Raw genomic sequence first — 24,414 nt, forward strand, 5'->3', positions numbered from 1 at the left:
GGGCTCCCGTGCGCGGCCGCCGTCCTTCGCCGGTCCTCAGTGGCCGATCGGGGCACCTTCCGCGGTGCCCGCCTCCACGCGGCGCACGAAGAAGGTCGCCGCGAAGGCCAGGACCGAGATCGTCGCGCCGAGGACGAAGGCGAGGTGGATGCCGCCCGCCTGGGCGCTGATCTCGGGGAGCCCGTCGGCGAGCAGGCCCGCCGAGCTGGCGGACATGACCGCGATGAACGTCGCGGTACCCGCCGCTCCCGCGACCTGCTGCACGGTGCCGACCACGGCGCTGCCGTGCGAGTAGAGGTCGGGCCTGAGCGAACCGAGCGCACCGGTGAGCAGCGGCGTGAACATGAACCCCAGGCCCGCGCTCAACAGGACGTGCGTGGCGACCAGGAAGCCCAGCGGCGTCTCGGTACCGAAGAGCGTCATGGTCCAGAGCACCAGCGAGACGACCGCGGCACCCGGGATCACCAGGGGACGCGGGCCGAACCGGTCGTAGAGGCGCCCGACCACCGGGGCGAGCAGACCCATCATCAGCCCACCGGGCAGCAGGGTCAGGCCCGTGACGAGTGTGTCGTGCTGGAGCACGTTCTGCATGTAGAGCGGTAGCAGGATGAGCGTGCCGAACAGGGCCATGAAGCTGACCGCGACGAGGCCGATCGAGATCGAGAACTGTCGCGAGCGGAACACGCGCAGGTCGAGCAGCGCGCGGTCGTCGCGCTGGAGGCGCAGCTGGCGCCACACGAACAGGGCCAGGGCGAGGGCGCCGCCCGTGATCGCGACCCACGGAGGCACGACGGCGGCGGCGTGGCCCTCGCCCAGGCTGGAGAAGCCGTAGACGAGACCGCCGAACGCGAACGCCGACACCAGGACCGACAGGAGGTCGAGGCGGGCGTGGCGGGTCTCGGTGACGTTGCGGATGAAGAGCGAGCCGAGGAGCAGGCCGACGAGCGCGATGGGCAGGACGAGCCCGAACATCCAGCGCCAGTCCAGGACGCTGAGGATGAGGCCGGCAAGTGTGGGGCCGATGGCGGGGGCGACCGAGATGACGATGGAGATGTTGCCCATGGTGCGGCCGCGGCGCTCCGGCGGAACGAGGTTCAGCACGGTCGTCATGAGCAGCGGCATCATGATCGCGGTTCCGACGGCCTGGACGACCCGGCCGGTCAGGAGGAAGCCGAAACCGGGTGCGAGGAAGCAGATCAGCGTGCCGATGCTGAACAGGGTCATGGCCGCGATGAACACCTGGCGGAGGTGGAACCGCTGGAGCAGGAAGCCCGTGGCCGGGATGACCACGGCCATCACGAGCATGAACGCCGAGGTCAGCCACTGTCCGGTGGAGACGGAGATCCCGAGGTCCCTGTTGAGGGCGGGCAGCGCCACGCCCATGATCGTCTCGTTCAGGATGACGACGAACGCCGATACGAGGAGCAGCGGGATGACGAGCCGGTCGGCGGTGCGCGGCTCCGCGCCGCCGCGCTGGCCGGCCGAGTTCTCCTCGGCTACGGATGGGTTGGGCTGCCCGGTCACAGGTGTCCTCGCGTTGTGGTGTGGGTGGTCGGTGTGTGTGGGGGGCGGGATCCGCGGGGGAAGTTGTCGAACCCGCCCAGAGGTAGACCAACCTCCCACGGGGCTGGGACATTCCCGGACCGGCGCGGCGTTCGCGGTTTCCTGTTGTGTTCCAGATCATGGGGCGCGCGGGAACCCGCGGGGTCGGCGCCGGGAGGTCCGGGCGCGCTCGGAGCCCTCGTCCTCCGCGTCCCCGTCCCGTGCGGCGGCGGGGAGGCCGTCGTCCTCGTAGGCGCCCGAGACCGATCCGGGATCCTGCTGTTCCAGCCGGGTACCGGTGCCGCCCAGCGCGGTGAACCGGAGGGGGCGACGCCGGGGCGACCGTGACTCCGACGAAGACCTGCCGCACGGTGCGGCCCCGGGGGATGCGGGCGATGAAGATCGCCATCAGAGGTCGTGCGGCTGGTCTGCGCCGACCTCGTCTCGCCGGCCCTGTTCGGCGACATCCGCGACGACGCCGACTTCCTCTCGGGGTACAGCGGGGCGGGAGGGCCCGTCGACTTCTCCCCGGGGCTCCTCCGACGGCTCGTCCCCTACCGGGCCTACCTGTACCTGATCACGTTCGTCGAGCCCCCGCCGCGCGCGCACGACCCCGTGTGCGCGGCCCGGGCCAGGGCGTTCCGGGGGCCGCTCCTGGAGGCGGAACCGGATCTGTTCGCCGGGCCGCCGGGCTGAGGTGCCTCCCCGGCCCCGGCGTCGGGCCGGGGGACGCGGCACCCCGTCTCCCCCGGCCCGGCCGGTCGGCTGTCAGTGGTGGTCCGGGACCGGTGGTTCCCCGAGGCCCGCCCTCCGGCGGGCACGGCGGCCCAGGCCCTCGACGGCGCGCAGCGCGTCGCGCACGTCCCTGGCCGAGGGGGTGAACGGCAGGTTGTGGATGGTCTCGCCCGGCGCGGTCGCCGCGGCCACGACCCGGTCGAGCGTGGCGTCGTCGGCGTCTCCCAGCCCGGCCTCGGTGAGCGTGGTGGGCAGGCCCACCCGGGCCGTGAACTCCGCGAAGGCGTCCACCTCCGAGGTGGGTGCGCCCTCCAGGAGCAACTGGGTGAGGGAGCCGATGTTGACCTTCTCCCCGTGCGCCAGGTGATGTGTCTGGTCGACCGCGGTCAACCCGTCGTGGACCGCGTGCGCGGCGGCCAGGCCGCCGGACTCGAAGCCGAGCCCGGACAGCAGGGTGTTGGCCTCCACCACCGCCTCGACGTCGGGTGTCACCAGGTTCCGCTCGACCGCCTCCAGCGCGGGCAGGGCGGACTCCCACAGGATGTCCCAGGACAGGCGCGCGAGCGCGGTCCCCGAGCGGGTCGGCAGTCCGCCCACCATGGTGTCGGTGTGCGCGTCGCGCACAGCGCGTGCCTCGATCCACGTGGCGAGCGCGTCGCCGACCCCCGCGGCGAGGAACCGGGTGGGCGCCTCGGCGACCAGCTGCGTGTCCACCACGACCAGGGCCGGGTTGCGGTTGTAGAAGCGGTACGACTCGAACGCGCCGGACTCGGTGTAGACGACCGACAGCGCAGACGTGGGCGCGTCCGTCGAGGCGACCGTCGCCGCGCTCACCCAGGGGACCCCGGAGTCGTCGCCCGCCGCCTTGGCGGTGTCGATCGCGGTCCCCCCGCCCAGGCCGATGACGACGTCGTGGCCGCCCTTGCCGATCACCGCGGCGACGCGCGCGGCCTCGGCCCTGGTCGGTACACCCCCGAACCGCTCGAAGGCGAGGGGCAGCCCGGCCTCCCGGAAGGAGTCGGTGACGACCTTTTCGGTCAGCCCGCGGACGACGTCGTCCACCAGGACGAGCGGCCGGGAGCCGTGGTCGGCGACCAGCTCGCCCAGTCTGGCCAGGGCTCCGCGTCCCTGGACGTAGCGTCCCGGCGAGGCGAAGATCCGCAGCCGGGGGCCCTGGATGTCCTCTCCCATGAGTGGGCAACCTCCTCTGGATCGGTGTGTCCCTTCCTCCCCCTGCTGACCGTTCGGGGACCGGCCCAAACCCCGGGGTGCGAAGCATCACCCGCCCTTGGACAAACCCGGGCCTTCGGCCGCGGTGCGGGGTCCGCGCCCCTCCCCGGCCCCGGTCGGGGTTCCACGCGCCCGGCGTGGACGCCGGCCTGGTCCCGGTCCGGCTCGTCGGGGAACCGGTAGCCCACCCGGAAACGGCACCGGGCCGCCTCCCCGGTGGGGAGGCGGCCCGGTGCGCGTGCGGCTCGGCGGGGTCAGCGCGGCAGGTGCTCGGCCAGCCAGGCCTCGACGTCGGCGGAGGAGCGCGGCAGACCGGCCGACATGACGGTACGGCCCTCCTCGGTGACCAGCACGTCGTCCTCGATGCGCACGCCGATGCCGCGCAGCTCCTCGGGGACGGTCGTGTCGTCGGGCTGGAAGTACAGGCCCGGCTCGACGGTGAGCACCATGCCCGGCTCCAGGTCGCCGTACAGGTGCAGCTCCTGGCGGGAGACCGCGCAGTCGTGCACGTCCATGCCGAGCATGTGGCCGGTGCCGTGCAGGGTGTACCTGCGCTGGAGCCCCAGCTCCAGGACCCGCTCGACCGGGCCCTCCAGCAGGCCCCACTCGACCAGGCCCTCGGCCAGGACGCGCTGGGACGCCTCGTGGAAGTCCGTGAACGGCCGTCCGGGGGCGACCGCGGCGATCCCCGCCTCCTGGGCGGCGTAGACCAGGTCGTACACCTTGCGCTGGAGGTCGGTGAACGTGCCCGAGACCGGCAGGGTGCGGGTGACGTCGGCCGTGTACAGGGTCGTGGTCTCCACGCCCGCGTCCAGGAGCAGCAGGTCGCCCTCGCGCACCGGACCGTCGTTGCGGGTCCAGTGCAGGGTGGTGGCGTTGGCGCCGGAGGCGGCGATCGTGCCGTAGCCGACGTCGTTGCCCTCCACACGGGCGCGCAGGAAGAACGTGCCCTCGACGAACCGCTCGGAGGTGTCCTTGGCCTGCGGCAGTGCGCGGACCACGTCCTCGAACCCGCGGGTGGTGGCGTCCACCGCCAGCTGGAGCTGGGCGACCTCCCACTCGTCCTTGACCAGGCGGTGGTCGGCCAGCGTCACGGCCAGGTCCTCGTCGAGCTGGGCGGACTTGGCGCGGGACCCGTCGTCGGCGTCGGCGCGCAGCTCGTCCACCAGGGCGTCGAGGGCGGCGTCGTGGCCGCGCACGATCCGGGTGGTGGCGGCGTCGGCGCGCAGCGCATCGGCGAGGCCGGTCACGTCGGCGGTGGCCGCACCCAGCAGGTCGGCGGCCTCACCCAGGCTGTGGCGGCGGCCGGTCCACAGCTCACCGTAGCTTCCGAGCCAGAACTCGCCGTTCTCGCGGTCGGAGCGGGGCTTGAGGTACAGGACGACGTCGTGGCCGCCCCCGGTGTTCGGGGAGAACACCAGGCAGCCGCCGTCGGAGGTGTCGCCGGTGAGATAGGCGTAGGCGGTGGCGGCCCGGAACGGGTACTCGGTGTCGTTGGAGCGGGTGAGCAGCTGTCCGGCGGGGACGACGAGGCGGTCACCGGGGAAGGCGGCGCTGAGGGCGGCGCGGCGGCGGGCGGTGTGCCCGGCCTGCTCGACCGGCTCCAGGTCCCGCAGCTCGGTGTCGGCCCACCCGGTGGTCATCCACGCGGCGAGCTCGTCGGAGACCGACTGTGCCTGCCCGTTCTTGCGTGGACTGAACACGGGTGCGCCCGTCGGGCCCGCGGGGCGCTGCTGCTCGCTCACGTCGTGACTCTCCTGTCGGATCTGTCGTCGTGGCCGTGGATGACGGCCTGCGGTGACCGTTGGTGACGGCCGTTGTCGCCCATCGTACGGGGGAGGTCGCGGGCACGGCCGCCCGTCGGGCATAGCGCCCCCCATAACGCGCGGGGCGCCGCCCGTGCCCGGCACCGCCCTCCACCGGTCGGACCGCCGCGGTTGGGACGGGTCACGCGGAGCACGGGCGGGGAGGCCCAGGGTCACAGGTCGTGCGCGAAGGGGATCGCCGAGGGGTGCGGCAGCTCGTCGAGGTCGGCCGGGTCGACCGACCGGTAGCCGATGCGCTCGTACAGGGCGAGCGCCTCGGGCTGGGAGGGGCCGGTGAAGAGCAGGACCCTCGTGTAGCCGAGGTCGCGGGCGGCCTCCTCCAGCGCCGCCATCACCTTCCTGGCGAGTCCGCGGCGGCGGTGCCGGCCCGACGTCCAGATCCGTTTGAACTCGGCGGTCTCGGACATGGACGCGCGGTCGCTCCTGTAGGGCCGGACCGCCCCCCCGGCCACGATCTCGCCGTCGGACTCGGCCAGGACGATGCGGCCGTGGGGGGCGGCGAACTCGGTCACCGGGTAGCGGGCCAGTTCGGCGGTCGCGCCCTCCGCCCCGTAGCGTTCTGTGTACTCCTCCAGCAGCCCGGCGAGCAGCCCCGCCACCCGGGGGTCGTCGTGGAGCACCCGCAGTATCCGCACCCGGCCGGTGATGCCGCCGGTCCCGGTGTCCTCCGTGCTGGTGTGCGTCACCGCGCTTGCCTCCCCTGTCGTGCGGGGGCCGCGACCACCCGTCCTCAGGCGCGGTGCCCGACCCCGCCGGAATACTACGTGCGGGTTCGCCGGGCACGCCACGTGGCGGCGGACACCACGGGCCCGGGCGGCGGCGTCACGGGGGACCCCCGCGGCGACCGGATGCGCCGTCCTCCCCGCCGTCGGTATCGCCCCCGCCGCACGCCTCCCCGCCCGTGTCGGCGTTGGGCCCGAACCGGGTGTCGCGGTCCTGCGGGTCGCCCGGGTCGGCGAGGTTGCCCAGGGTGGCCGCGACCGGTGGCAGGAGCGAGGCCACCGCGCACATGGCCACCGCCCACCCCGTGCCGAACAGGTGGTAGACGGGCAGCGAACCGGCGAAGAGGACCAGGCACGTGCCCATCAGGACGCTGTACTGCCGCACCCTGCGTCTCATCGGAAAAGCCCCTCACCGGCGTGGAGGTCCACGCTACCCCCGGGCGCGTCCCCACCACGTGCCCGGCGCGGCGGCCCCGCTAGGGTGTGCGCATGCCACTGACCGACCGCATCCTGCTCGGCCCCGGCCCGAGCAACCCCTATCCGGAGGCGACCCTGGGGCTCGCCGCGCCCCTCCTCGGTCACCTCGACCCCGAGTTCATCGCCGTGCTCGAACGCACCTGCGACCGGCTCCGCTCGCTGTGGGGCACCGGGAACCCGTTGACCCTTCCGCTGTCCGGTACCGGTTCCCTCGGTATGGAGACGGCCTTCGCCAACACCGTCTCCGAGGGCGACGTGGTGGTCGTCGCCGTCAACGGCCTGTTCGGCGAGCGGATGTGCGAGGTCGCCCGCCGCTACGGCGCCGAGGTCGTGCGGGTCGACCACGAGTGGGGACAGCCCGTGGACGTCCGGCGCGTGCTGGACGCCCACCCCTCCCCGAGGCTCGTCGCCGTGGTGCACGCCGAGACCTCGACCGGCGTGGTCAGCGACGTGGGCGCCCTGGGGCGGGCGCTACGCGAACGCTCCGACGACACGCTCCTGCTCGCCGACTGCGTGACCTCCCTGGGCGGCATGCCCCTGGAGCTCGACGCGTGGAAGGTCGACATCGCCTACTCCGGCACACAGAAGTGCCTGGGCGTCGCACCGGGGCTGGCCCCGTTCACCTTCTCCGAGCGCGCCTGGGAGCGCCGGGTCGCGACCCCGCCCGTGTGGTACGCCGACCTGGGGCTGCTGGGCGCCTACGTGCGCGGCGGCCCCACCGGGCGCGCCTACCACCACACCGCGCCCACGGCGATGATCGCGTCCCTGGACGCCGCGCTCGCCCGTATCGAGGCGGAGGGCCCGGACGCGGTGGCCGAGCGCCACCGCGCGGCCGGCGCCCGCCTGCGCGAGGGACTGGTGGACATGGGCCTGGAGCTGTTCGCCGCCGAGGGGCACCGGCTGGCGCAGCTCACGTCGGTGCGCGTCCCGGACGGGGTGGACTCGGCCAAGGTCAGGATGCGTCTGCTCGACGAGTACGGCCTGGAGATCGGCGCGGGTGTGGGCCGCTACGCGGCGTCCGTGTGGAGGATCGGGCTGATGGGGCACAACGCCCGCCTGGACCGCGCCGAGGTCGTACTCGCCGCGCTGCGCCGGGTCCTGGACAGGTAGCCGGGCTCTCCCGCCCCGGACCGGGGCGGGCACCGCCCGACCACGCCACCACGGCCCCTGCCCCGGTCGGCCCGGCGCAGGGGCTCGGCGGTCAGACCTCGGCGGGGTCGCGGGGCGCGGGGACGGACGGGGCCCGGAAGAGGGTGCGGGCGCGCAGTGCGCGGAACCCGTTCTCGACCTCGTACCCCGCCGCCAGCAGGCGTTCCCTGGCCTCGTCCGCGCTGCGCACGGTGGCCTCGTCGAAGATGAGGTTGTAGTACCGCTCCGGCACCAGTTCCAGCCCGGCGCGCAACCCCCGCAGGCCGGTGGTGGCGAGTGCGCCGCCTCCCGGCGCCTGCGGCAGCACGCCGTAGGCGCGGCGCGCCCAGGCGGGCAGGGTGGCGTAGGACAGCGCGCCGACGGGAAACCACAGTGGTTTGAGCGGGGCCAGCCACGCCAGGTGCCCGGGAACCCTGGGCCACAGCAGGAACCGCACCGCCTGCCGCGCCTCGGGGGTGACGCGCAGGGAGGGTCGGACCGCGGCGAGGTAGCGGCGCATGTCGGCGACGCTGCGGGGCACGTCGTCGCGGGAGAGGCCGACGTAGGTGGCGGTGTGCGACTGCTCGTCCAGGTACCGGTCCGCCTCCTGCTGCGTCAGCGGCACACCCGACCGGTGGGCGGTCTCCAGGTAGGAGGACACCTCCGCGCAGTGCACCCACACGAGCAGGTCGTGCTGGTCCACCCGGTGGTGGCGGCCGGTGGAGGGGTCGGTGAAGGACAGGGCGCGGTGCACCCGGCGGATGTGCGTGCCGAGGGTGTCGGCCTCGGTGAGGCTGCCGTAGGTGGTGACGGCCACGAAGTGGGCGGTGCGGAGCAGACGGCCGGTCGGGTCGGAGCGAAAGTCCGAACGCTGCCACACCCCCTGCATGGCCACGGGGTGGAGCGCCTGGAGCATCAGGGCCCGCACGCCCGCCACCCACATCGACCTGTCCAGGTGGATCTTCCAGGTGACGCTCTCCGGGGCGGCAACGGTCGGCTGCATCCGGTCTCCTCCAGACTGCGCGGGGGTTCGCGCCGTGCGGCGGACAGTGGTCCCACGATACGTCCGGGGTCCTGGAACCGCCCCCGGGCCCCCGCGTAGGCCGCACGGCCCGGCCCTGCGCTCAGGCGGAGCGGCCGCGCAGGTAGGCCAGGACCGCCTGGACCCGGCGGTGCACGTCCTCGTCCAGGGGCAGGTCGAGCTTGGAGAGGATGTTGCCCACGTGCTTGCCGACGGCGGCGTCGCTGACCACGAGCCGGCGGGCGATCGCCCCGTTGGAGTGCCCCTGCGCCATCAGGCCGAGCACTTCGAGCTCGCGGGGGGTCAGGCGTCCCAGCGGGTCGGACCGGCGTCGCAGCAGCTGGCGGACCACCTCGGGGTCCACGAAGGTCGCCCCGTCCACCACGCGCCTGAGCACGGACGCGAACTCGCGCACGTCCCCCACCCGCTGCTTGAGCAGGTAGCCGACCCCCTGGCCGTCCCCCGAGTCCAGCAGGTCGGAGGCGTAGCTCAGCTCCACGTACTGGCTGAGCGCCACCACCGCCAGCCCGGGGTGCTCGGCGCGCAGCCGGACCGCGGCGCGCAACCCCTCGTCGGTGAAGTCGGGGGGCATGCGGATGTCGGTGACGACCAGGCCCGGACGGTGCTCGGCGACCGCGGCCACCAGGGCCTCCCCGTCCCCGACTGCGGCCGCCACCGGGAATCCGAAGCGTTCCAGGACCCCGGCCAGCCCCTCCCTCAACAGCACGCCGTCCTCGGCGAGGACGGTCGGCACGGGGGTCAGAACAGCGGGGTCGGGGGGATCGGTCCGCACGGCAGCTCCACTCGGATTCGGGTCGGTCCGCCCACGGGGCTGGACAGCTCCATTGTGCCGCCCATGACGGCGACCCGGTCCTTGAGCCCGGTGAGGCCGGACCCGTTGCCGGGTTCGGCTCCGCCCTCCCCGTCGTCGGTGACCTCGACCAGGAGGGTGTCCGGGAGTCCGGGCGCCCCTGGCGAGGTGGAGGCGTGCACGGTCACCGCCGCGGCCCCGGTGTGCTTGGACACGTTGGTGAGGGCCTCGGCGACCACGAAGTAGGCCGTTCCCTCCACGTGGGCGGGCGGTCGGCCCGGGATGCGGGCGTCCACGCGCGTGGGGACCGGGCACCGGTCGGCCAGCTCCTCCAGAGCGGCGGTCAGGCCCCGGTCGGTGAGGACCCTGGGGTGGATGCCGCGCACCAGTTCGCGCAGTTCGTCGATGAGCTCGTCGGCGTTGGCCTGGGCCGCGGCCACACGCCGGTCGGCCTCGCCGCCCTCCTCCAGGTCCAGCCGGGCCAGCCCCAGGTCCACGGACAGGGCCACGAGCCGCTGCTGGGCCCCGTCGTGCAGGTCCCGCTCGATGCGCCTGCGCTCGTACTCGAAGGCGTTGACCAGCCGGGCGCGGGACTGGGTGACCTGGCTGAGTTCGGCGCGCAGTTCGTCCTTGGGCGGCCCGACCAGCAGGGCGCGGGCGATGACGGCGTGCACCTGCGCCAGGATCGCCGAGGCGTAGAGCAGCGCGACGAGGGCGACCGGGGCGAGGAGCGTGTAGGGGACCGCCTCCGCGGAGGAGGTGATGGTGACCAGGCCCAGGGCGACCTGCGCGCCCCGGGCCTCGTCGGCGAGGAGCGGCCCCGCGGCGAAGACCATCGCCGCGCTGAAGAGGGAGCCCAGCACCACGCAGGTGAGGAGCGCGACGGGGATCAGGAGCACCATGTAGCCGATCTCCCGCCAGGTCGCCCCTTCCGTGGACCGGGTGCGGATCCACGCCCACAGGCCCGGTTCCGGCACGCGGTGTCCACCGGGGAAGGGGCCGCGGGTGACCAGCGCGAGACGTCGGCGCTCCAGGGCCCCCAGGGGGAGGGCGATGAGCGGTGAGAAGACCACGACCATGGCCAGGCCCCCCAGGAACCCGGCAGCCATGGGGCCGGTGGAGAGGGTGTCCCACGGCCTTTTGAGGAGCATCCCCCCGATCAGTGTCCAGGGCAGGTAGACGGGCATGGCGACCACGGCCACCGCCAGGCCGACGAACATGGTGTTCGCGGAGTGGGCCAGCGCCCGCCAGGGCCAGGCGGTGAGGAGGAAACGGGGGCTCAGCAGCGCGGCGAGGAGTGTCCTCGGCGGCGCCTTCGTCGTGCGGGGCGAGGTCATGCCCCCACGGTAGGGAGGCGGGGGCCGGGCGGGAACCGGGCACACCACCGCGTCGGGGGTGGGGCCGGCCCCACCCCGGCGGGTTCGGCCGAGGGCGTCCGGCGCCTCACGGGAGCCGAGGTCGCGGTGGGCGCTCCAGCTCAGGACGGTAGGGTGGGGCGACGTGAGCGCGAAACCTGTGATCCCCGACGTCCTGGCTGCCCGCTACGCTTCGGCGGAGCTGACCCGGCTGTGGTCCCCCGAGTACAAGGTGGTCGCCGAGAGGCGGCTGTGGCTGGCCGTGTTGCGCGCCCAGGCACGTCTGGGCGTGGACGTGCCCGCCGGTGTGGCGGAGGACTACGAGAAGGTTCTGGAGCAGGTCGACCTGGCCTCCATCGCCGAGCGCGAGCGGGTCACCCGGCACGACGTGAAGGCCCGGATCGAGGAGTTCAACGCCCTCGCCGGCCACGAGCACGTGCACAAGGGCATGACCTCGCGCGACCTGACCGAGAACGTCGAACAGCTCCAGGTACGCGACAGCCTCCTGCTGGTGCGCGACCGCGTCGTGGCGCTCCTGGCCCGCCTGGGCCGGTTGTCGGCCGAGTACGGCGGGACCGTGATGGCGGGCCGCTCCCACAACGTGGCCGCGCAGGCCACCACGCTGGGCAAGCGCTTCGCGTCGATCGCCGACGAGGTGCTGGTCGCCCACGGCCGGCTGGAGGAGCTGATCGCCCGCTATCCGCTGCGCGGGATCAAGGGCCCGGTCGGCACCGCCCAGGACATGCTGGACCTGCTCGGCGGGGACCGCGAGGCGCTGGTCTCCCTGGAGAACGAGGTGGCCGGCCACCTGGGCTTCGAGCACCGGTTCACCAGTGTGGGCCAGGTGTACCCCCGCTCGCTGGACTTCGAGGTGCTGACGGCGCTGGTGCAGCTGGCGGCCGGCCCGTCGTCGCTGGCCAAGACGATCCGGCTGATGGCCGGGCACGAGCTGGTGACCGAGGGGTTCGCCGAGGGCCAGGTCGGTTCGTCGGCCATGCCCCACAAGATGAACACGCGTTCGTGCGAGCGGGTGAACGGGCTGACCGTGATCCTGCGCGGGTACTCGTCCATGGCCGGTGAGCTGGCCGGGGACCAGTGGAACGAGGGCGACGTCTCCTGCTCGGTGGTGCGCCGGGTGGCGCTGCCGGACGCGTTCTTCGCCTTCGACGGTCTGGTCGAGACGATGCTCACGGTGCTGGACGAGTTCGGCGCCTTCCCCGCGGTGGTCTCCGCCGAGCTGGACCGGTACCTGCCGTTCCTGGCCACGACCAAGATGCTGATGGCGGCCGTGCGCGCGGGGGTGGGCCGGGAGACCGCCCACGAGCTGATCAAGGAGCACGCGGTGGGGTCGGCCCTGGCGATGCGCCAGGAGGGGACGGGCAACAAGCTCCTGGAGCGGCTGGGCGGCGACGAGCGCTTCCCGCTGGACCGGGCCGCCCTGGAGGCGCTCCTGGCGGACCGGCTCACCTTCACCGGGGCCGCGGCCGACCAGGTCGCCGCCGTGGTGGAGCGGATCGACGGGATCGTGGCGGCGCACCCGGAGGCCGCCGCCTACTCCCCCGGCTCCATCCTGTAGCCGTTCGTGGGGCCCTCGGCGCCGCCGGGGGCCCGATCGCCGGGCCCGAGACGGGAGCGCACCGTCCCGGGCCCGCCGTGTGTCCGGGCCCCTCGCGCGCCCGTGTTGGCGTATGACGCAGTTCACTCGCGCGAACACTGGGTTCGAAAGTTAACACCTATTACGGTGAGGGTCCCAGTCCGCCCGAGAACCCCCGGAGTCCCCGTGACCGACCCCTCCTCCTTCGGCACCGCCCTGTGGACCCTGCTGATCGTCTCCGTGCTCGTCGTCGCCCTCGGGCTGGCCGCCGTGTCGGACATGGCCATGCGCCGCCGTGAGGACCGAGCCGCCGCACGGCACGCTCCGGGGGCCGGGAGTGCCGCCGCCCTCGCCGCCCCGTCCCCGCAGGGGAGCCCGGCCCGCGGCGAGGACTCCTACGCGGGCGGCGCCGACCACCGCTGACCGCGCCCCTCCTGAGCCCGACCCGCCGCGCTCAGCCCTGCCCCGCCACCAGCCGCGCGAAGAGGCCGGGGTCCGCGTTGCCGCCCGAGACCACCGCGACGGTCGCCTCGGGCCGTCCCGGGTCGGTGGCGATCCGGCCCGCGAGGAGGGCGGCGGCGGCCAGGGCCCCGCTGGGCTCGGCGACGAGGCGGGCGCCGTGGGCGAGGGCGGCGACGGCGCGGGCGATCTCGTCCTCGGTGACGGTGACGATCCCGTCGAGCCTGGCGTCGAGGTGCGCGAACGTGCGCTCGGACAGGCACACGCGGACACCGTCCGCCATGGTGCGGTGGGTGCGCTCGGGCGACCAGGTGACGAGGTGTCCGGCGCTCAGGCTCTCGGCGGCGTCGGCGGCCAGCTCGGGTTCGACACCGATGACGCGGACGCGGCGGGGTCGGACCGCCAGGGCGGCGGTGGACACACCGGAGGCCAGTCCTCCCCCGCCGACGGGGACGACGATGGTGGCCACCTCGGGCGACTGTTCCAGGATCTCCAGGCCGACGGTGCCCTGACCGGCGATGACGTGCGGGTCGTCGAAGGGCGGGACCAGGGCGAGGCGCTCGCTCTCGGCCAGCTCCCGGGCCACGGCGGCCCGCCGCTCGGGCGTGGCCATGACGACGCGTGCGCCGAGGGCGCGTATCCGCTCCACCTTGACCTCGGGCGCCCCCTCGGGGACGACGACGGTGCAGGGCACCCCCTGCCCGGCTGCGGCGCGGGCGAGGGCCTGGCCGTGGTTGCCGGAGGAGTGCGTGACCACGCCGGACCGGCGCTGGGCGGGATCGAGCAGGGCGACGGCGTTGGTGGCGCCCCTGATCTTGAAGGCGCCGGTGGGCTGGAGGCTCTCCGGTTTGAGGAGGAATCCGCTGCCCGGGGGGCCGACGGTCAGGGGGGTGCGGACCACGTGGCCCCGGATGCGGGCGGCTGCGGCGCGGACGTCGTCGACGGTGATCATTTTCATGCGCCGTGTATGCCCGGCGCTGACGCCGACACACGGCGGGGGCGGGATAATCGGAGCCGATGCGTACCGAATGGACTCCAGACGACCTGCCCGGACGGGCGTTCTACCAGCTGATGACCTCCGTGGTGGTGCCCCGCCCGATCGCGTGGGTCTCCACCACGTCCAGCGGGGGCGTGGACAACCTGGCACCGCACTCGTTCTTCACGATCTCCTGCACCGAGCCGCCGATCGTGCAGTTCACGTCGGTGGGGCGCAAGGACTCGCTGCGCAACGCGGAGGACACCGGCGAGTTCGTGGTGAACCTGGCGCCGGAGGCGATGTGGGACCAGGTGAACGCCAGCGGCACCGCGTATCCGCCGGAGGTCAGCGAGTTCGACGTGCTGGGTGTCGAGCGCGAGGCGAGCGCGGCGGTGCGGCCGCCCCGGGTCGCGGGGTCGCCGGTGGCCGTGGAGTGCGTTGTGCACTCGACGCTGCGTCTGGGCGACTCCACGGTGGTGTTCGGCCGGGTGGTGCGCGTGGCAGTGCGCGACGACGTCCTGCGTGACGGTCACCCCGAGGTGGAACTGATGCGCCCGCTCGCCCGGCTGGGCCGCAACGAGTGGTCGACGCTGGGCGGGGTGCGGGCGGTCGACCGCCTCCCGTACCGGCCCTGACCCCGGACACGGAAGCGCCCGGCCCCTGGAAGAACCGGTTCCGGGGCCGGGCGCTCCGTTCAGGCTACCGGCTCCTCCGCGGGGCCGGGCCGCTGGTCGGGGGCGCTCAGTCCTCGTGGCAGGCCACGAGGGGCTCGATGTTCACGCCGGAGTGGGTGGCGGTGAACCCGAAGCTGGTGGACTCACCGGGGTCGAGCCGCCCGTTGTGGGCGGAGTTGCGGGCTTCGAAGTGCGCGCCGTGGTTGACCAGGTCGGCGTTCCAGATGCTGGAGACCTCCTGACGGTTGGCGAACACCCAGTCGACCATCCAGCCGTCGGCGCCGTCCTCGCCCGCGGTGACCTCGACGTCCACCTGGAAGCCGTTCGACCACTGGTTGGTGACGGTGTACTCGGCCGTGCAGTACTCCGCGGGAGGGTCGGTGGGATCGGGCGTCGGATCGGGGGTGGGGTCCGGGTCGGGGTCCGGACTCGGGTCGGGGTCGCCGGGGTCGGTGCCCGGGTCCTCGCCGAAGACCACGTCGGAGCAGTTGTAGAACGCCTCCGGGCTGTCCGAGCGCTCCCACACCACGTAGACGATGTGGCGCCCCTCCCTGTCCGGGAGGTCGACGTCCCAGTAGTACTCGGCTCCGGCGTCGCCGCCGCTGCGCAGCGGCGGGTCCGTCACCTCGTCGACGAGTTCCAGGTCGTCCCAGTCCAGTGGCGACCCGGGATCGAACCCGTCCTCGGTGACGTAGGTGCGAAAGACGCCGGGGTGCGGGGCCCAGGCGTTGTGCCGGAACTCCACGGTGGTGTTCGGTTCCAGGGCGGTGGTGGGCCAGTCGGTGCGGGCCTCGTTGAAGGCGGCGAACCTGTCGGTGGGGCCGCACAGCTCACCGTCGGCCACGACCTCCTGGTGGCGCCCGTCCGCGTCGCTGATGAGGTTGCCGTACCAGTTCCAGAACGGGTAGTCGCCGCCCTCGTCCAGGGCGTCGGCGCAGGCCGCGTTGGTGGGCTGGAGGGCGCCGCCGCCGGTGCCGCCGGTGGCGTCCTGGAAGCAGGCGTAGGTGCGGCTGGCCGGGTAGGTGAACGCGCCGTGGGCCTCGGCGGAGTCGGGCAGGACGACGACGGCGGTGCCGACGGCGAGCCCGCCGAGCGCCGCGGCCAGGGCGATGGCGTTGCGTGACCTCATGGGCCACTCCTATCTCTGTGGGGGAACCCGGCCGCGCCGGGTGGCGCGGCCGGGGGTCACCGGGTGTCAGCCGGCGCAGGAGAGGGCGGGTGCGGAGAGGGTGCCGCCGTGGGAGCCGGTGAAGCCGAACGAGGTGGACCCGCCCGCGACGAGGGCACCGTTGTAGGCGGCGTTGGTGGCGGTGACGGTGGAGCCGCTGGTGGAGACGGAGGCGTTCCAGGCGTGGCCCACGCTCTCGCCCGCACCGGGGGTCCAGGTGACGGTCCAGCCGTCGAGGTCGGTCAGTGCGGTGACGGTCACCTCGCCCTGGAACCCGTCGTGCCACTGGTGGGAGACGCTGTACTCGGCCTCGCAGTCGGCCTCGGGGTCGGTGGGCTCCTCGGTCGGCGGGTCGGTGGGCTCCTCGGTCGGCGGGTCGGTGGGCTCGCCCGGACCGCCGTAGACCGGGGCCTCGACGGAGGTCTCGGCGATGCCGTCGGGACCGTGGAAGAAGCGCTCCCCCCAGGGGGTGAGGCTGTCGACGTCGAAGCCCTCGACCATGTCGAGGTACTCCACGGGGGACCCGTTGCCGCTCCAGGACCAGCCGATGTAGCCGAGTCCCAGGCGTTCGGTGTGCGCCATGATGGCGTCCTCGTCGGGGTTGCCGTCGCTGTGGTCGATGCCGAACTCGCCGACGATCAGCGGCAGCCCCGCGTCCGTGAAGTGCTCCAGGTAGGAGACCACGGTGGACTCCTGCTGGTAGACCCCGTACATGTGGACGGAGAACACCGTGTTGGCGTCGGGGTCGGCGTCGAAGACGCCCTGGGCGTTGTCGCGCATGGTGCCCTGCCAGTCCTGGCCCCAGTTGGGGGCGTCCACGACCAGGGTGTGGTCGAACCCGGCGTCGCGCAGGCGGCCGATCGCCTCACCGGTGTCGGCGGCCCAGTTCTGGTTGGTGGCCGCGTCGTTGCCGTAGGGCTCGTTGCCGATGTTGACGAGGACGTGGTCCTCCTCCCCCGCGACGGCGTCCTGGACGCGCAGCCAGTAGTCGACGGCCTGGTCGAGGGTGGCCGCCCCGCTCTGCTCTCCGTACCCGGTGGTGTCGTGCACCTCCAGCATGCAGATCAGGCGGTTGGCCTTGCAGTCGGCGACGACCGCGGCGACGTCGTCGACGCCGTTCTCCGTCCAGCGCTGCCCGCTGCTGAGGACGACCCGGACGGTGTTGGCGCCCAGGGACTTGATGTCCGCGAGCGCACCGGTCTCCTGGGGGTACCAGGTGTGGGCGTGGCTGACGCCGCGGATGACGAAGTCGTTTCCGGCCGCGTCGACGAGGCGGCCGTCGCTGACCCGGAACCCGGTGTCGGCGTGGGCCGGCACCGTGTGTACGAGGAGGGCGGTGACGAGGGAGAGGATCGCGCCGAGGGCGATCAGCAGGCGTGTTGCCATGGGGGCTCCAGGAGGGAAGGGTCGGCAGTGGTAGAGGGACGGCCCGGGTGCCGCCGGCCCGAGGAGGAGCGGGCCGGCGGCGGTCCGGGGTACCGGCCGGGGGCTGGGGACGCCGGAGGAGGCGGTACCGGTCTCCGGCGTCCGGTCGTGGGGCCCGCGCGCGTCCGGTGCGCGGTACCGGGGCGGGTCAGGTCGCGGCGCAGGCGGGTTCCGGTGCGGAGACGGTCCCGTCGTGGGTGCCGGTGAAGCCGAACGAGGTGGACCCGCCCGCGACGAGGACGCCGTTGTGGGCGGCGTTGGTGGCGGTGACGGCGGAGCCGTTGGTGGAGACGGAGGCGTTCCAGGCGTGGCCGACGCGTTCACCGCCGCCGAAGTCCCACGTCACGGTCCACCCGTCGACGGCCCTGCCCGCGGTGACGGTCACCTCGGCCTGGAATCCGTTCTGCCACTGGTTGACGACGCGGTAGGCGGCCTCGCAGTCCCCGGCCGGGTCGGTCGGCGGGTCGGTCGGCTGTGGTCCGGGGTCGCCGCCGAGGGCTTCGTGGATCGCCCAGTAGGCGGGTTTGGGCTGGTAGGAACCGTCGATCGGCAGGGGCGCACCCTGGCCCTCGAAGTGGTCGGGGACCCACGAGTAGGCGTCGGTGACACCCCACACGGTCACGCCCGTGCAGCCGTCGACCTCCAGGCAGGTGGTGACGACCTCCCGGTAGTCGTCCGCCTGCCGTTCCAGGTCGGCCTGGCTCGCGGGAACGTTCATGCGGATGTCGAGCTCGGTGATCCGCACCTCCAGCCCGAGGTCGGTGAAACGCTCGATGTTCTGGCGCATGTCGGCGGGGACCTGGCCCACGATCAGGTGGCTCTGGAACCCGATCCCGTCCAGGGGCACGCCCTGGTCCAGCAGGTCGACGACGAGGTCGTAGTAGGCGTTGCTCTTGGCGTTGACTCCGTCGATGCTGTAGTCGTTGATGTACAGCTCCGCCGCGGGGTCGGCCGCCCTGGCCATGCGCAGGGACTCGGCGACGAAGTCCTCGCCCAGCGTCCGGTGGAAGACCGAGTCCCGGAACCGCGCGTCGTCGCCGATGGGCTCGTTGACGACGTCCCAGGTGTCGATCCGTCCGGCGTAGCGGCCCATGGTGGTGGCGATGTGGTCGTCCATGACCTCCAGCAGCCCGTCCGCGGTGAACGTGCCCCCGGACACCCACGACGGCAGCTGGCTGTGCCAGACCAGGGTGTGCCCGTGGACGTCCTGACCGTGGGCCTCGGCGAAGTCGACCACCCGGTCGGCTCCGGACCAGGAGTACTGTCCCTGCTGCGGCTGGACCGCCTCCCACTTGAGGTCGTTCTCGTGGGTGACGGAGTTGAACTCGGCGGCGGCGGTCTGCGCGTACGCGGCCTCGTCGAGGCGGTGGGAGGCGAGGGCGGTTCCCATGAACACGCCGCGCTGGTCGGCCAGGTCCCGGAGAAACCCCTCCTGCGCGGCCTCGGCGGACGCGGGGGTGTGGTCGTGGGTGGCCGCGGGCCCGGCGGGGTCGGCGTGGACGGAAGGGGCCACCGTGAAGGTGACCGCCACGAGTGCGGCGCTCACGGCCGCGGGAAGGTGCCAACGCCGTCTGCGGCGGTGGACGGCGGGATGATCGGTCACATCGTTCTCCTCGGAGGGCGCCCCCGAGGGACCTCTCGGATGCCGCGGGGCAGGGGCGCGGCACCCCGGGTGGTGCGTCGACCGGGGTGGGGCAGCGCCTCGGCGGGGGCAGCGGGGGGCCGAGACAGGGGCGTGTGCGGGTCTGAGGACGTGGGGGGTCGGCCACGGCGGTGTCGGCGTCGACGGCGCGGGCCGTGGGGCGCGGTGTCCGCACCCGGTCTCGCTAGCGGTGCCTTCCGGTACCCGTGGGACCCGATCCCGTCTCGGGAGCGCTCCCATGAGCAGTGCCGAAAAATTAACACCATCGACAAGAGCCTGCAATGGGTGCAACCAGAGGAATCCGCGCCAGAATTCGTGATCTACAGGGCTTTTCGGACAGACAGCGAGAAGGGTGGCCGAAGGCGGGACCGGGGTCCGCCGGACCCGCCGTTCCAGCGCTCGCGCCCCGCGTGGTCCAAGCACCGGGTCGGGAGCGGGGGCCGCAGGCCGACAGGGGCTCCGCGTCAGGCCCTCGGCCCAGGGAGCCGCCGACACACCCGGCCGCCCCGGGCGATGGCTCCGGGGCGGGCGGGCAGCGCTGCGCTCAGCTGTCGGGCAGCGGCCAGTCCACCAGGGTGACGGGCTCGTCCCCGACCACCCAGGCGTCGTGGTTGGGCGGGACGACCGCGACCTGTCCGGCGCTCACCTCGCCCTCGGTACCGTCGTCCATCTGCCAGTGGAGGGTGCCCGAGATGATGTAGGCGCGGTGGTTCACCATGCACTTCGCTGTGCCGCGGGACTCGGTCATGTCCTCGGTCCAGCGCCACCCGGGCTGGAGCGTCAGCCTCATGGCCGCGTGACCGCCGACCTGCAGGGCCTCGGAACGGGCCCGGTCGAGCTCCTCGGTCACCTCCGCACGGGAGAAGTCGCCCACCACCGGCGTCGCGGCGGGGAGCTCGTCCCATGCCTGCACGGTGGACTGGTGGACGATCCGCCCATCCCGCAGGTCGAGCATGGTCATGCCCTGGACCTGCGTCCCGTCGGGGTAGACGCACCGCTCGGTGTAGGCGGCGTGGTCGCCGTCCACGACGCAGTGCAGGATCTCGTGGGTCATGTCGCGGGAGAAGATCTCGCGTACGGCGGGCGCGATGGAGTCCTTGCCGTGCAGGACCTCGGGCCAGCTGGGCTGCGTCCTCTTGTCGACCATCTCCATCTCGGCGTCGTCGGCGAACAGGGCGAGCATCGCGTCGGCGTCCGCCGACTCGATGGCGCGCGTGAGCGCCTCACTGTCGAACCGGGCACCCGTCTCGGTGTGGGTGGACATCGTTCGACCCCCTTCCCGCCTGCACGGCCAACTCTTGACCGAACCGGCTCTCCTACCCAGTCTGCGCCCCTTCCCGGTTGCGCTTCTGCCAAGGCGGAACCATCTCTGCACATCTGGCCGGACCCGACCGCGTCCCAGGGCCGACCGGCCGGGGGCCGGACCGGTACCAGGAGCCGCGAAGACGCCGGGCCCCACCGGCGGTCACACGGCCAGGTCGCCCGCGGGCGCGGGGAGCGTCGGCAGGTAGGGGGCCACCGGCGCGGGGTCTCCCCCGGTCCAGTCCATGGCCAGGATCTGGGCGATGCTGCGCCGGCCGGTCACGGCCCGGGCCAGCTCGAAGGCGGTACCGCTCAGCGTGAGCACGGCGCCCTCCCCGAGCGTCCACTCCTGCCCGGTGTCGGTGGCGACCACGCGCACCGGAGGGAGCTCCGCGGGCCAGCCCTTGGCCAGGCCGCCCAGCGGGAAGTCGGCGAGCTGGTCGGCGTCCTCGGTCTGTGCGGGCAACCCGAGGGCGCCCCGGACGTCGTTCTCGTGGTGCCACACGTCCAGGGCGGGCAGCCAGTAGCGCCTGCGCGTCTGGGAGGCGAGGAGTTCCAGCAGCGCCGGCGCGGTGCGGCGCCACTCGGCGATGACGCTCTCGGGGGTGTGGTCCGCCCGGTCCGCGACCTGGCGCGCGGTGACCTCGTCGGAGGCCGGAGGTGCGACGTCGCCCCGCACCACGTCGGTGCAGAGCCCGGCGAGGTGGGCGTAGACCTGCCGGACGGTCCATTCGGGACAGGCGGGCACGAGGGTGCCGAGCCGGCTCTCGTCGAGGGTGGCGGCCAGGTCGAGCATGCGGTTCTGGGACGTCTCGTAGATGCGCGCGGATTCCATCCCACCACCCTAACTAACACTGTTAGGAAAGGGTGGCCCCGCCCCCGATCCGAAGAAGGGGCGAGGCAGGCGTCCCGGAAGCGCTGGGCGCAGGACACCGCACGCCGTGGGCCCGGTCGGGGCGGGACCCGGTCAGGTACCCAGACCGGACATCAGCTCGGCGAACGGGGTCGGCTCCCCGTAGGGGTCGTCCACCCCGGACGCGTGGTCGGCCGCGAGCAGGGCCAGCTGCCGGGCAGCTCTGTCGACGCGCTCGGACAGCTCCCGGCCGCCGCCCTCGCCCGCACCCCAGTCCTCCGACGCCGCGTACACACCGGTCGGCACGACCACCGAGCGGGCGTAGGAGAACAGCGGGCGCAGGGCGTGCTCCAACACCAGCGAGTGGCGGGGGCTGCCTCCGGTCGCGGCGACGAGCACCGGCGTCCCGTCCAGGGCCTGGGGCTCGACGACGTCGAAGAACGACTTGAACAGTCCGCTGTAGGAGGCGTTGAACACCGGGGTGACCGCGATGACGCCGTCGGCGGCGGCGATGTCCTCCAGGACCCCGGGGAGGTCGCCGGTGGGCACCCGGGTCGTCATGGCGTTCATGATGTCGTGGGCCAGGTCGCGTAGTTCCACGGTCCGGGTCTCGACCTTCTCACCGCGGTCGCTCAGCGACGCCTCGGTGGCGGCGGTCAGCCGGTCGGCCAGCAGCCGCGTGGAGGACGGGGTGCTCAGCCCCGCCGACACGGTGACGATCCTGCGCGTGGTCATGCCTGGTCCTCCGCACGAAAGGTTTTCTAAGAAGAAGTTTCCCCGAAAGGATAATAGTCGGAACACCCGACCCGTGCGACCTATTCCCCCGTGGCCGGGAGGCCGAGCGCCCCGGGGACACACGAGTTTTCCCGCCCCCACCTGGAGGGACGGCCCGGGGCCCGCACCGCACAGGTGTAGCGCCCTCCTCTGCGGCTATGTGACCCGGAGGAGGCATGTCTAGTGCGGAGGAATCGTCACGTGAACGCACCCACCAGGCCGACCAGCGTCACCGCGGTCTTCGTCCTGCTGATCCTGATCACCCTCTACCAGATCGCCGCCGGCGGGCTCGCCCTCCTCGGCGGGTTCGCCGCCGAGGCCGCCCCCGCGATGGCGACCACGACGGACGTCCCCACCTGGGCCATCTTCGTGGCCGCGGCCATCGCCCTGGTGTACGGGGCCGCCTCGCTGGTGCTCGCGGTCATGGTCGGCAGGGGCCGGCGCTCGGCGCGGCCGGCCGCCCTGGGCGTCAACGCCGTCTACGGCGTGGGCATCCTCGCCCTGGCCTTCACCCCCGTCGCGGGTATCCCGGAGCTCGCCACAGCGGCGTTCGCCTTCACGGTGGTCGCGCTGCTGTACTCCGGGAGCGCCAAGGCGTACTTCGGCGGCGACTCCGTCCCCGCGGAGCCGAGCACCACCGGCTGACGCCCGGCCGGGAACGTCGGAGCGGGAACCGGGAGACACGGAGAACGGAGAGGGGGCACGGGGTCTGCGCCCCGTACCCCCGCAGTGGAAGACCCCTCCCCCGGGCTCAGGCGCGCCCGGCCCCTGTGTCCTTGCTGCCGCCGGCCCGCTTCGCCGCCAGCAGGGAGGCGTGGGTGGGGGCGTCGGGGACGTGCGCGGGCCGCCCGGCCGCGAACTCCTTGCGCAGCACGGGGACGACCTCCTCGCCGAGCAGGTCCAGCTGCTCCAGAACCGTCTTGAGCGGCAGGCCGGCGTGGTCCATGAGGAAGAGCTGGCGCTGGTAGTGGCCGAAGGAGTCGCGGAAGGACAGGGTGCGGTCGATGACCTCCTGCGGGCTGCCGACGGTCAGCGGGGTCTCGCGGGTGAACTCCTCCAGGCTGGGCCCGCCTCCGTAGACGGGGGCGTTGTCGAAGTAGGGGCGGAACTCCCTGACCGCGTCCTGGGAGTTCTTGCGCATGAACACCTGCCCGCCCAGGCCCACGATCGCCTGGTCGGCCTTGCCGTGGCCGTAGTGCTCGAAGCGGCGCCGGTAGAGGGAGATCAGCTTCTTGGTGTGGGTGGCGGGCCAGAAGATGTTGTTGTGGAAGAAGCCGTCACCGTAGTAGGCGGCCTGCTCGGCGATCTCCGGGCTGCGGATGGAGCCGTGCCAGACGAACGGCGGGACCTCGTCCAGGGGCCGGGGCGTGGAGGTGAAGCCCTGCAGCGGGGTGCGGAACTTGCCCTCCCAGTTCACGACGTCCTCGCGCCACAGGCGGTGGAGGAGGTTGTAGTTCTCCAGCGCCAGCGGGATGCCCTGGCGGATGTCCTGCCCGAACCAGGGGTAGACGGGGCCGGTGTTGCCGCGGCCCATCATCAGGTCCACCCGGCCGTCGGCCAGGTGCTGCAGCATCGCGAAGTCCTCGGAGATCTTCACCGGGTCGTTGGTGGTGATCAGCGTGGTGGAGGTGGACAGGATCAGCTTCTCGGTCCGCGCGGCGATGTAGCCGAGCATCGTCGTCGGGGAGGACGCGACGAACGGCGGGTTGTGGTGCTCGCCGGTGGCGAAGACGTCGAGGCCGACCTCCTCGGCCTTGAGCGCGATCGCGACCATCGCCTTGACGCGCTCGGCCTCGGTCGGCGTACGTCCCGTGGTCGGGTCGGTCGTCACGTCACTGACTGAGAAGATTCCGAACTGCATGGCCCGCCCCCCGATATTGTTTCCTAAGAAGTAATTTCCCATGAAGCTACCACGGGAACGGGTGGAGCGTCACACGTATTCCCCCGGCCTGCCCGGTTCGGTCGGGGCACGGGACCGGGGCGTGTCACGGAAAAAGGGGAGACATCGCGGCAGGGCCTCCGCCGCGGCGGCGGAAGGCGACGCGGACGAGCAGCACACCGGAACCGGCGGAGCATCCGTAGGGCATGAGCACCTCCTCGGGAGCGGATGGCCTGCCATCCCCTGTTTCCCACGGAACGCCCTCGCCCCCAAAAGGGAGAAGCCGGTTTCGGGTAAAGACGGGGACATGGTTTCCGGACCACCGCTCCGTCCACAGGCCGCAGGACATCTGTTCACGCAGAGGTGGTGTGCGGGTATGACCATGCGTACGGACCGGCCATCTCCCGGGGAAGGGAATCCGGTGCGAGGCAAGCAGAACGGTCGTCACCGTGTGCTATCCCTGACCCGAACCCCGCGGTCACCGGGTGTCACGGCGACCGGGACGTCCGAGTACGTGATCACACGAGAAGGAGGAGGGCGCGCCCCACCGGTCCCCGCGCCCGGAACCCCATGGCCATCACCCTCGACCCCCGACGACACCCCTCCGGCCCGGCCCCCGACCGCACCGAACGCGAGCCCGTCGTGCTCGCCGACGCCCTCGGCGACGTCCTCGCCGCCCTCACCGACCTGGACCCCGACCTGGCACTCGTGCCCGGCCCCGACGCCTGACACCTCACCTGTCGGGGCACGACCGCCTACGACACGCGGATGTACTCGTGCCAGCGGCTCAACCAGGTGCTGTGCGACACCCGCATCCTGCA

The 24,414-nt window shown here is 73.0% G+C and carries 23 protein-coding genes and 1 pseudogene; 7 read left to right on the top strand and 17 right to left on the bottom strand.

From position 1 onward, the window contains the following. Window positions 1-36: 36 nt before the first annotated feature. Together ACFWTE_RS23365 and ACFWTE_RS23370 are read right to left on the bottom strand one after the other, a co-directional pair. The gene (locus tag ACFWTE_RS23365; RefSeq protein ID WP_378781999.1) at window positions 37-1,524 is read right to left on the bottom strand and encodes an MDR family MFS transporter; all 1,488 of its coding nucleotides are present in this window, start codon (window positions 1,522-1,524) and stop codon (window positions 37-39) included. A 240-nt stretch (window positions 1,525-1,764) separates the two neighbouring features. Further along, a pseudogene (locus ACFWTE_RS23370) lies at window positions 1,765-1,957 on the bottom strand (BCCT family transporter); the annotation flags it as partial. A 2-nt stretch (window positions 1,958-1,959) separates the two neighbouring features. On the opposite strand from ACFWTE_RS23370, the gene ACFWTE_RS23375 reads away from it, so the two are divergent. Continuing rightward, window positions 1,960-2,238 carry a hypothetical protein gene (locus tag ACFWTE_RS23375; RefSeq protein WP_378782000.1) on the top strand — a complete coding sequence of 93 codons (279 nt, stop codon included), beginning with the start codon at window positions 1,960-1,962 and terminating at the stop codon, window positions 2,236-2,238. Between the two features lie 72 nt (window positions 2,239-2,310). Here ACFWTE_RS23375 and ACFWTE_RS23380 read toward each other — a convergent pair whose 3' ends face one another. The 4 genes from ACFWTE_RS23380 to ACFWTE_RS23395 form a co-directional block, all read right to left on the bottom strand. Then, window positions 2,311-3,468 carry a glycerol dehydrogenase gene (locus tag ACFWTE_RS23380; protein ID WP_378782001.1) on the bottom strand — a complete coding sequence of 386 codons (1,158 nt, stop codon included), beginning with the start codon at window positions 3,466-3,468 and terminating at the stop codon, window positions 2,311-2,313. Between the two features lie 293 nt (window positions 3,469-3,761). Further along, window positions 3,762-5,252 (bottom strand): aminopeptidase P family protein, encoded by a 1,491-nt coding sequence (locus ACFWTE_RS23385; RefSeq protein ID WP_378782002.1) that lies wholly within the window; start codon window positions 5,250-5,252, stop codon window positions 3,762-3,764. A 233-nt stretch (window positions 5,253-5,485) separates the two neighbouring features. After that, window positions 5,486-6,019, bottom strand: a complete 534-nt coding sequence (locus ACFWTE_RS23390; RefSeq protein WP_378782003.1) for a GNAT family N-acetyltransferase — start codon at window positions 6,017-6,019, stop codon at window positions 5,486-5,488. A gap of 136 nt (window positions 6,020-6,155) precedes the next feature. Then, the gene (locus ACFWTE_RS23395) at window positions 6,156-6,452 is read right to left on the bottom strand and encodes a DUF3099 domain-containing protein (RefSeq protein ID WP_378782004.1); all 297 of its coding nucleotides are present in this window, start codon (window positions 6,450-6,452) and stop codon (window positions 6,156-6,158) included. 92 nt (window positions 6,453-6,544) lie between these two features. Here ACFWTE_RS23395 and ACFWTE_RS23400 point away from each other — a divergent pair, with 92 nt between their 5' ends. Continuing rightward, complete coding sequence (locus tag ACFWTE_RS23400) at window positions 6,545-7,642, top strand: pyridoxal-phosphate-dependent aminotransferase family protein (protein ID WP_378782005.1); 1,098 nt, start codon at window positions 6,545-6,547, stop codon at window positions 7,640-7,642. 91 nt (window positions 7,643-7,733) lie between these two features. Here the strand turns inward: ACFWTE_RS23400 and ACFWTE_RS23405 are convergent, their stop codons facing one another. The 3 genes from ACFWTE_RS23405 to ACFWTE_RS23415 all read right to left on the bottom strand — a co-directional run bounded on the left by ACFWTE_RS23405 (window position 7,734) and on the right by ACFWTE_RS23415 (window position 10,829). Continuing rightward, window positions 7,734-8,663 carry an oxygenase MpaB family protein gene (locus ACFWTE_RS23405; RefSeq protein WP_378782006.1) on the bottom strand — a complete coding sequence of 310 codons (930 nt, stop codon included), beginning with the start codon at window positions 8,661-8,663 and terminating at the stop codon, window positions 7,734-7,736. A 121-nt stretch (window positions 8,664-8,784) separates the two neighbouring features. Further along, window positions 8,785-9,474: a response regulator transcription factor gene (locus ACFWTE_RS23410; RefSeq protein WP_378782007.1), complete on the bottom strand. Its 690-nt coding sequence runs from the start codon at window positions 9,472-9,474 to the stop codon at window positions 8,785-8,787. After that, complete coding sequence (locus tag ACFWTE_RS23415; RefSeq protein WP_378782008.1) at window positions 9,441-10,829, bottom strand: sensor histidine kinase; 1,389 nt, start codon at window positions 10,827-10,829, stop codon at window positions 9,441-9,443. Before ACFWTE_RS23415 ends, ACFWTE_RS23410 begins: the two co-directional genes overlap by 34 nt. Window positions 10,830-10,992: 163 nt before the next feature. On the opposite strand from ACFWTE_RS23415, the gene purB reads away from it, so the two are divergent. Further along, window positions 10,993-12,423 (top strand): adenylosuccinate lyase, encoded by a 1,431-nt coding sequence (gene purB, locus ACFWTE_RS23420; RefSeq protein WP_378782009.1) that lies wholly within the window; start codon window positions 10,993-10,995, stop codon window positions 12,421-12,423. A gap of 204 nt (window positions 12,424-12,627) precedes the next feature. Beyond that, a complete protein-coding gene (locus ACFWTE_RS23425; RefSeq protein WP_378782010.1) occupies window positions 12,628-12,864 on the top strand; it encodes a histidine kinase in 237 nt (78 codons plus the stop codon). 31 nt (window positions 12,865-12,895) lie between these two features. Here the strand turns inward: ACFWTE_RS23425 and ACFWTE_RS23430 are convergent, their stop codons facing one another. Continuing rightward, the gene (locus tag ACFWTE_RS23430; RefSeq protein ID WP_378782011.1) at window positions 12,896-13,858 is read right to left on the bottom strand and encodes a threonine/serine dehydratase; all 963 of its coding nucleotides are present in this window, start codon (window positions 13,856-13,858) and stop codon (window positions 12,896-12,898) included. A gap of 59 nt (window positions 13,859-13,917) precedes the next feature. Here ACFWTE_RS23430 and ACFWTE_RS23435 point away from each other — a divergent pair, with 59 nt between their 5' ends. Beyond that, entirely contained in the window at window positions 13,918-14,511 is a 594-nt protein-coding gene (locus tag ACFWTE_RS23435) for a flavin reductase family protein (RefSeq protein ID WP_378782012.1), read from the top strand. Window positions 14,512-14,617: 106 nt separating this feature from the next. Here ACFWTE_RS23435 and ACFWTE_RS23440 read toward each other — a convergent pair whose 3' ends face one another. The 6 genes from ACFWTE_RS23440 to ACFWTE_RS23465 all read right to left on the bottom strand — a co-directional run bounded on the left by ACFWTE_RS23440 (window position 14,618) and on the right by ACFWTE_RS23465 (window position 21,675). Then, a complete protein-coding gene (locus ACFWTE_RS23440; protein WP_378782013.1) occupies window positions 14,618-15,679 on the bottom strand; it encodes a lytic polysaccharide monooxygenase in 1,062 nt (353 codons plus the stop codon). A 66-nt stretch (window positions 15,680-15,745) separates the two neighbouring features. Further along, complete coding sequence (locus ACFWTE_RS23445) at window positions 15,746-17,104, bottom strand: cellulase family glycosylhydrolase (RefSeq protein ID WP_378782014.1); 1,359 nt, start codon at window positions 17,102-17,104, stop codon at window positions 15,746-15,748. 187 nt (window positions 17,105-17,291) lie between these two features. Further along, window positions 17,292-18,746, bottom strand: coding sequence for an endo-1,4-beta-xylanase (locus ACFWTE_RS23450; protein WP_378782015.1), 1,455 nt, complete (start codon window positions 18,744-18,746; stop codon window positions 17,292-17,294). Between the two features lie 583 nt (window positions 18,747-19,329). Next, window positions 19,330-20,049 carry a nuclear transport factor 2 family protein gene (locus ACFWTE_RS23455; protein WP_378782016.1) on the bottom strand — a complete coding sequence of 240 codons (720 nt, stop codon included), beginning with the start codon at window positions 20,047-20,049 and terminating at the stop codon, window positions 19,330-19,332. A 201-nt stretch (window positions 20,050-20,250) separates the two neighbouring features. After that, window positions 20,251-20,922 (bottom strand): maleylpyruvate isomerase family mycothiol-dependent enzyme, encoded by a 672-nt coding sequence (locus ACFWTE_RS23460; RefSeq protein ID WP_378782017.1) that lies wholly within the window; start codon window positions 20,920-20,922, stop codon window positions 20,251-20,253. A 132-nt stretch (window positions 20,923-21,054) separates the two neighbouring features. After that, entirely contained in the window at window positions 21,055-21,675 is a 621-nt protein-coding gene (locus tag ACFWTE_RS23465; RefSeq protein WP_378782018.1) for an FMN reductase, read from the bottom strand. Between the two features lie 240 nt (window positions 21,676-21,915). On the opposite strand from ACFWTE_RS23465, the gene ACFWTE_RS23470 reads away from it, so the two are divergent. Then, window positions 21,916-22,359, top strand: coding sequence for a hypothetical protein (locus tag ACFWTE_RS23470; protein ID WP_378782019.1), 444 nt, complete (start codon window positions 21,916-21,918; stop codon window positions 22,357-22,359). A gap of 106 nt (window positions 22,360-22,465) precedes the next feature. On the opposite strand, the gene ACFWTE_RS23475 is transcribed toward ACFWTE_RS23470, so the two are convergent. Further along, complete coding sequence (locus ACFWTE_RS23475) at window positions 22,466-23,575, bottom strand: LLM class flavin-dependent oxidoreductase (RefSeq protein ID WP_378782020.1); 1,110 nt, start codon at window positions 23,573-23,575, stop codon at window positions 22,466-22,468. A 588-nt stretch (window positions 23,576-24,163) separates the two neighbouring features. Here ACFWTE_RS23475 and ACFWTE_RS23480 point away from each other — a divergent pair. Then, the gene (locus tag ACFWTE_RS23480) at window positions 24,164-24,322 is read left to right on the top strand and encodes a hypothetical protein (protein WP_378782021.1); all 159 of its coding nucleotides are present in this window, start codon (window positions 24,164-24,166) and stop codon (window positions 24,320-24,322) included. Window positions 24,323-24,414: the final 92 nt, after the last annotated feature.

Origin of the sequence: Nocardiopsis sp. NPDC058631, from assembly GCF_042716955.1 — a bacterium.
GTDB lineage: Bacteria > Actinomycetota > Actinomycetes > Streptosporangiales > Streptosporangiaceae > Nocardiopsis.

Excerpts from the sequence above, each read along its gene's own strand:
- ACFWTE_RS23380 (WP_378782001.1), bottom strand. The coding sequence starts at position 3,468 with ATGGGAGAGGACATCCAGGGCCCCCGGCTGCGGATCTTCGCCTCGCCG.
- ACFWTE_RS23395 (WP_378782004.1), bottom strand. The coding sequence starts at position 6,452 with ATGAGACGCAGGGTGCGGCAGTACAGCGTCCTGATGGGCACGTGCCTG.
- ACFWTE_RS23400 (WP_378782005.1), top strand. The coding sequence starts at position 6,545 with ATGCCACTGACCGACCGCATCCTGCTCGGCCCCGGCCCGAGCAACCCC.
- ACFWTE_RS23405 (WP_378782006.1), bottom strand. The coding sequence starts at position 8,663 with ATGCAGCCGACCGTTGCCGCCCCGGAGAGCGTCACCTGGAAGATCCAC.
- ACFWTE_RS23415 (WP_378782008.1), bottom strand. The coding sequence starts at position 10,829 with ATGACCTCGCCCCGCACGACGAAGGCGCCGCCGAGGACACTCCTCGCC.
- ACFWTE_RS23430 (WP_378782011.1), bottom strand. The coding sequence starts at position 13,858 with ATGAAAATGATCACCGTCGACGACGTCCGCGCCGCAGCCGCCCGCATC.
- ACFWTE_RS23435 (WP_378782012.1), top strand. The coding sequence starts at position 13,918 with ATGCGTACCGAATGGACTCCAGACGACCTGCCCGGACGGGCGTTCTAC.
- ACFWTE_RS23440 (WP_378782013.1), bottom strand. The coding sequence starts at position 15,679 with ATGAGGTCACGCAACGCCATCGCCCTGGCCGCGGCGCTCGGCGGGCTC.
- ACFWTE_RS23445 (WP_378782014.1), bottom strand. The coding sequence starts at position 17,104 with ATGGCAACACGCCTGCTGATCGCCCTCGGCGCGATCCTCTCCCTCGTC.
- ACFWTE_RS23455 (WP_378782016.1), bottom strand. The coding sequence starts at position 20,049 with ATGTCCACCCACACCGAGACGGGTGCCCGGTTCGACAGTGAGGCGCTC.
- ACFWTE_RS23460 (WP_378782017.1), bottom strand. The coding sequence starts at position 20,922 with ATGGAATCCGCGCGCATCTACGAGACGTCCCAGAACCGCATGCTCGAC.
- ACFWTE_RS23465 (WP_378782018.1), bottom strand. The coding sequence starts at position 21,675 with ATGACCACGCGCAGGATCGTCACCGTGTCGGCGGGGCTGAGCACCCCG.
- ACFWTE_RS23475 (WP_378782020.1), bottom strand. The coding sequence starts at position 23,575 with ATGCAGTTCGGAATCTTCTCAGTCAGTGACGTGACGACCGACCCGACC.
- ACFWTE_RS23480 (WP_378782021.1), top strand. The coding sequence starts at position 24,164 with ATGGCCATCACCCTCGACCCCCGACGACACCCCTCCGGCCCGGCCCCC.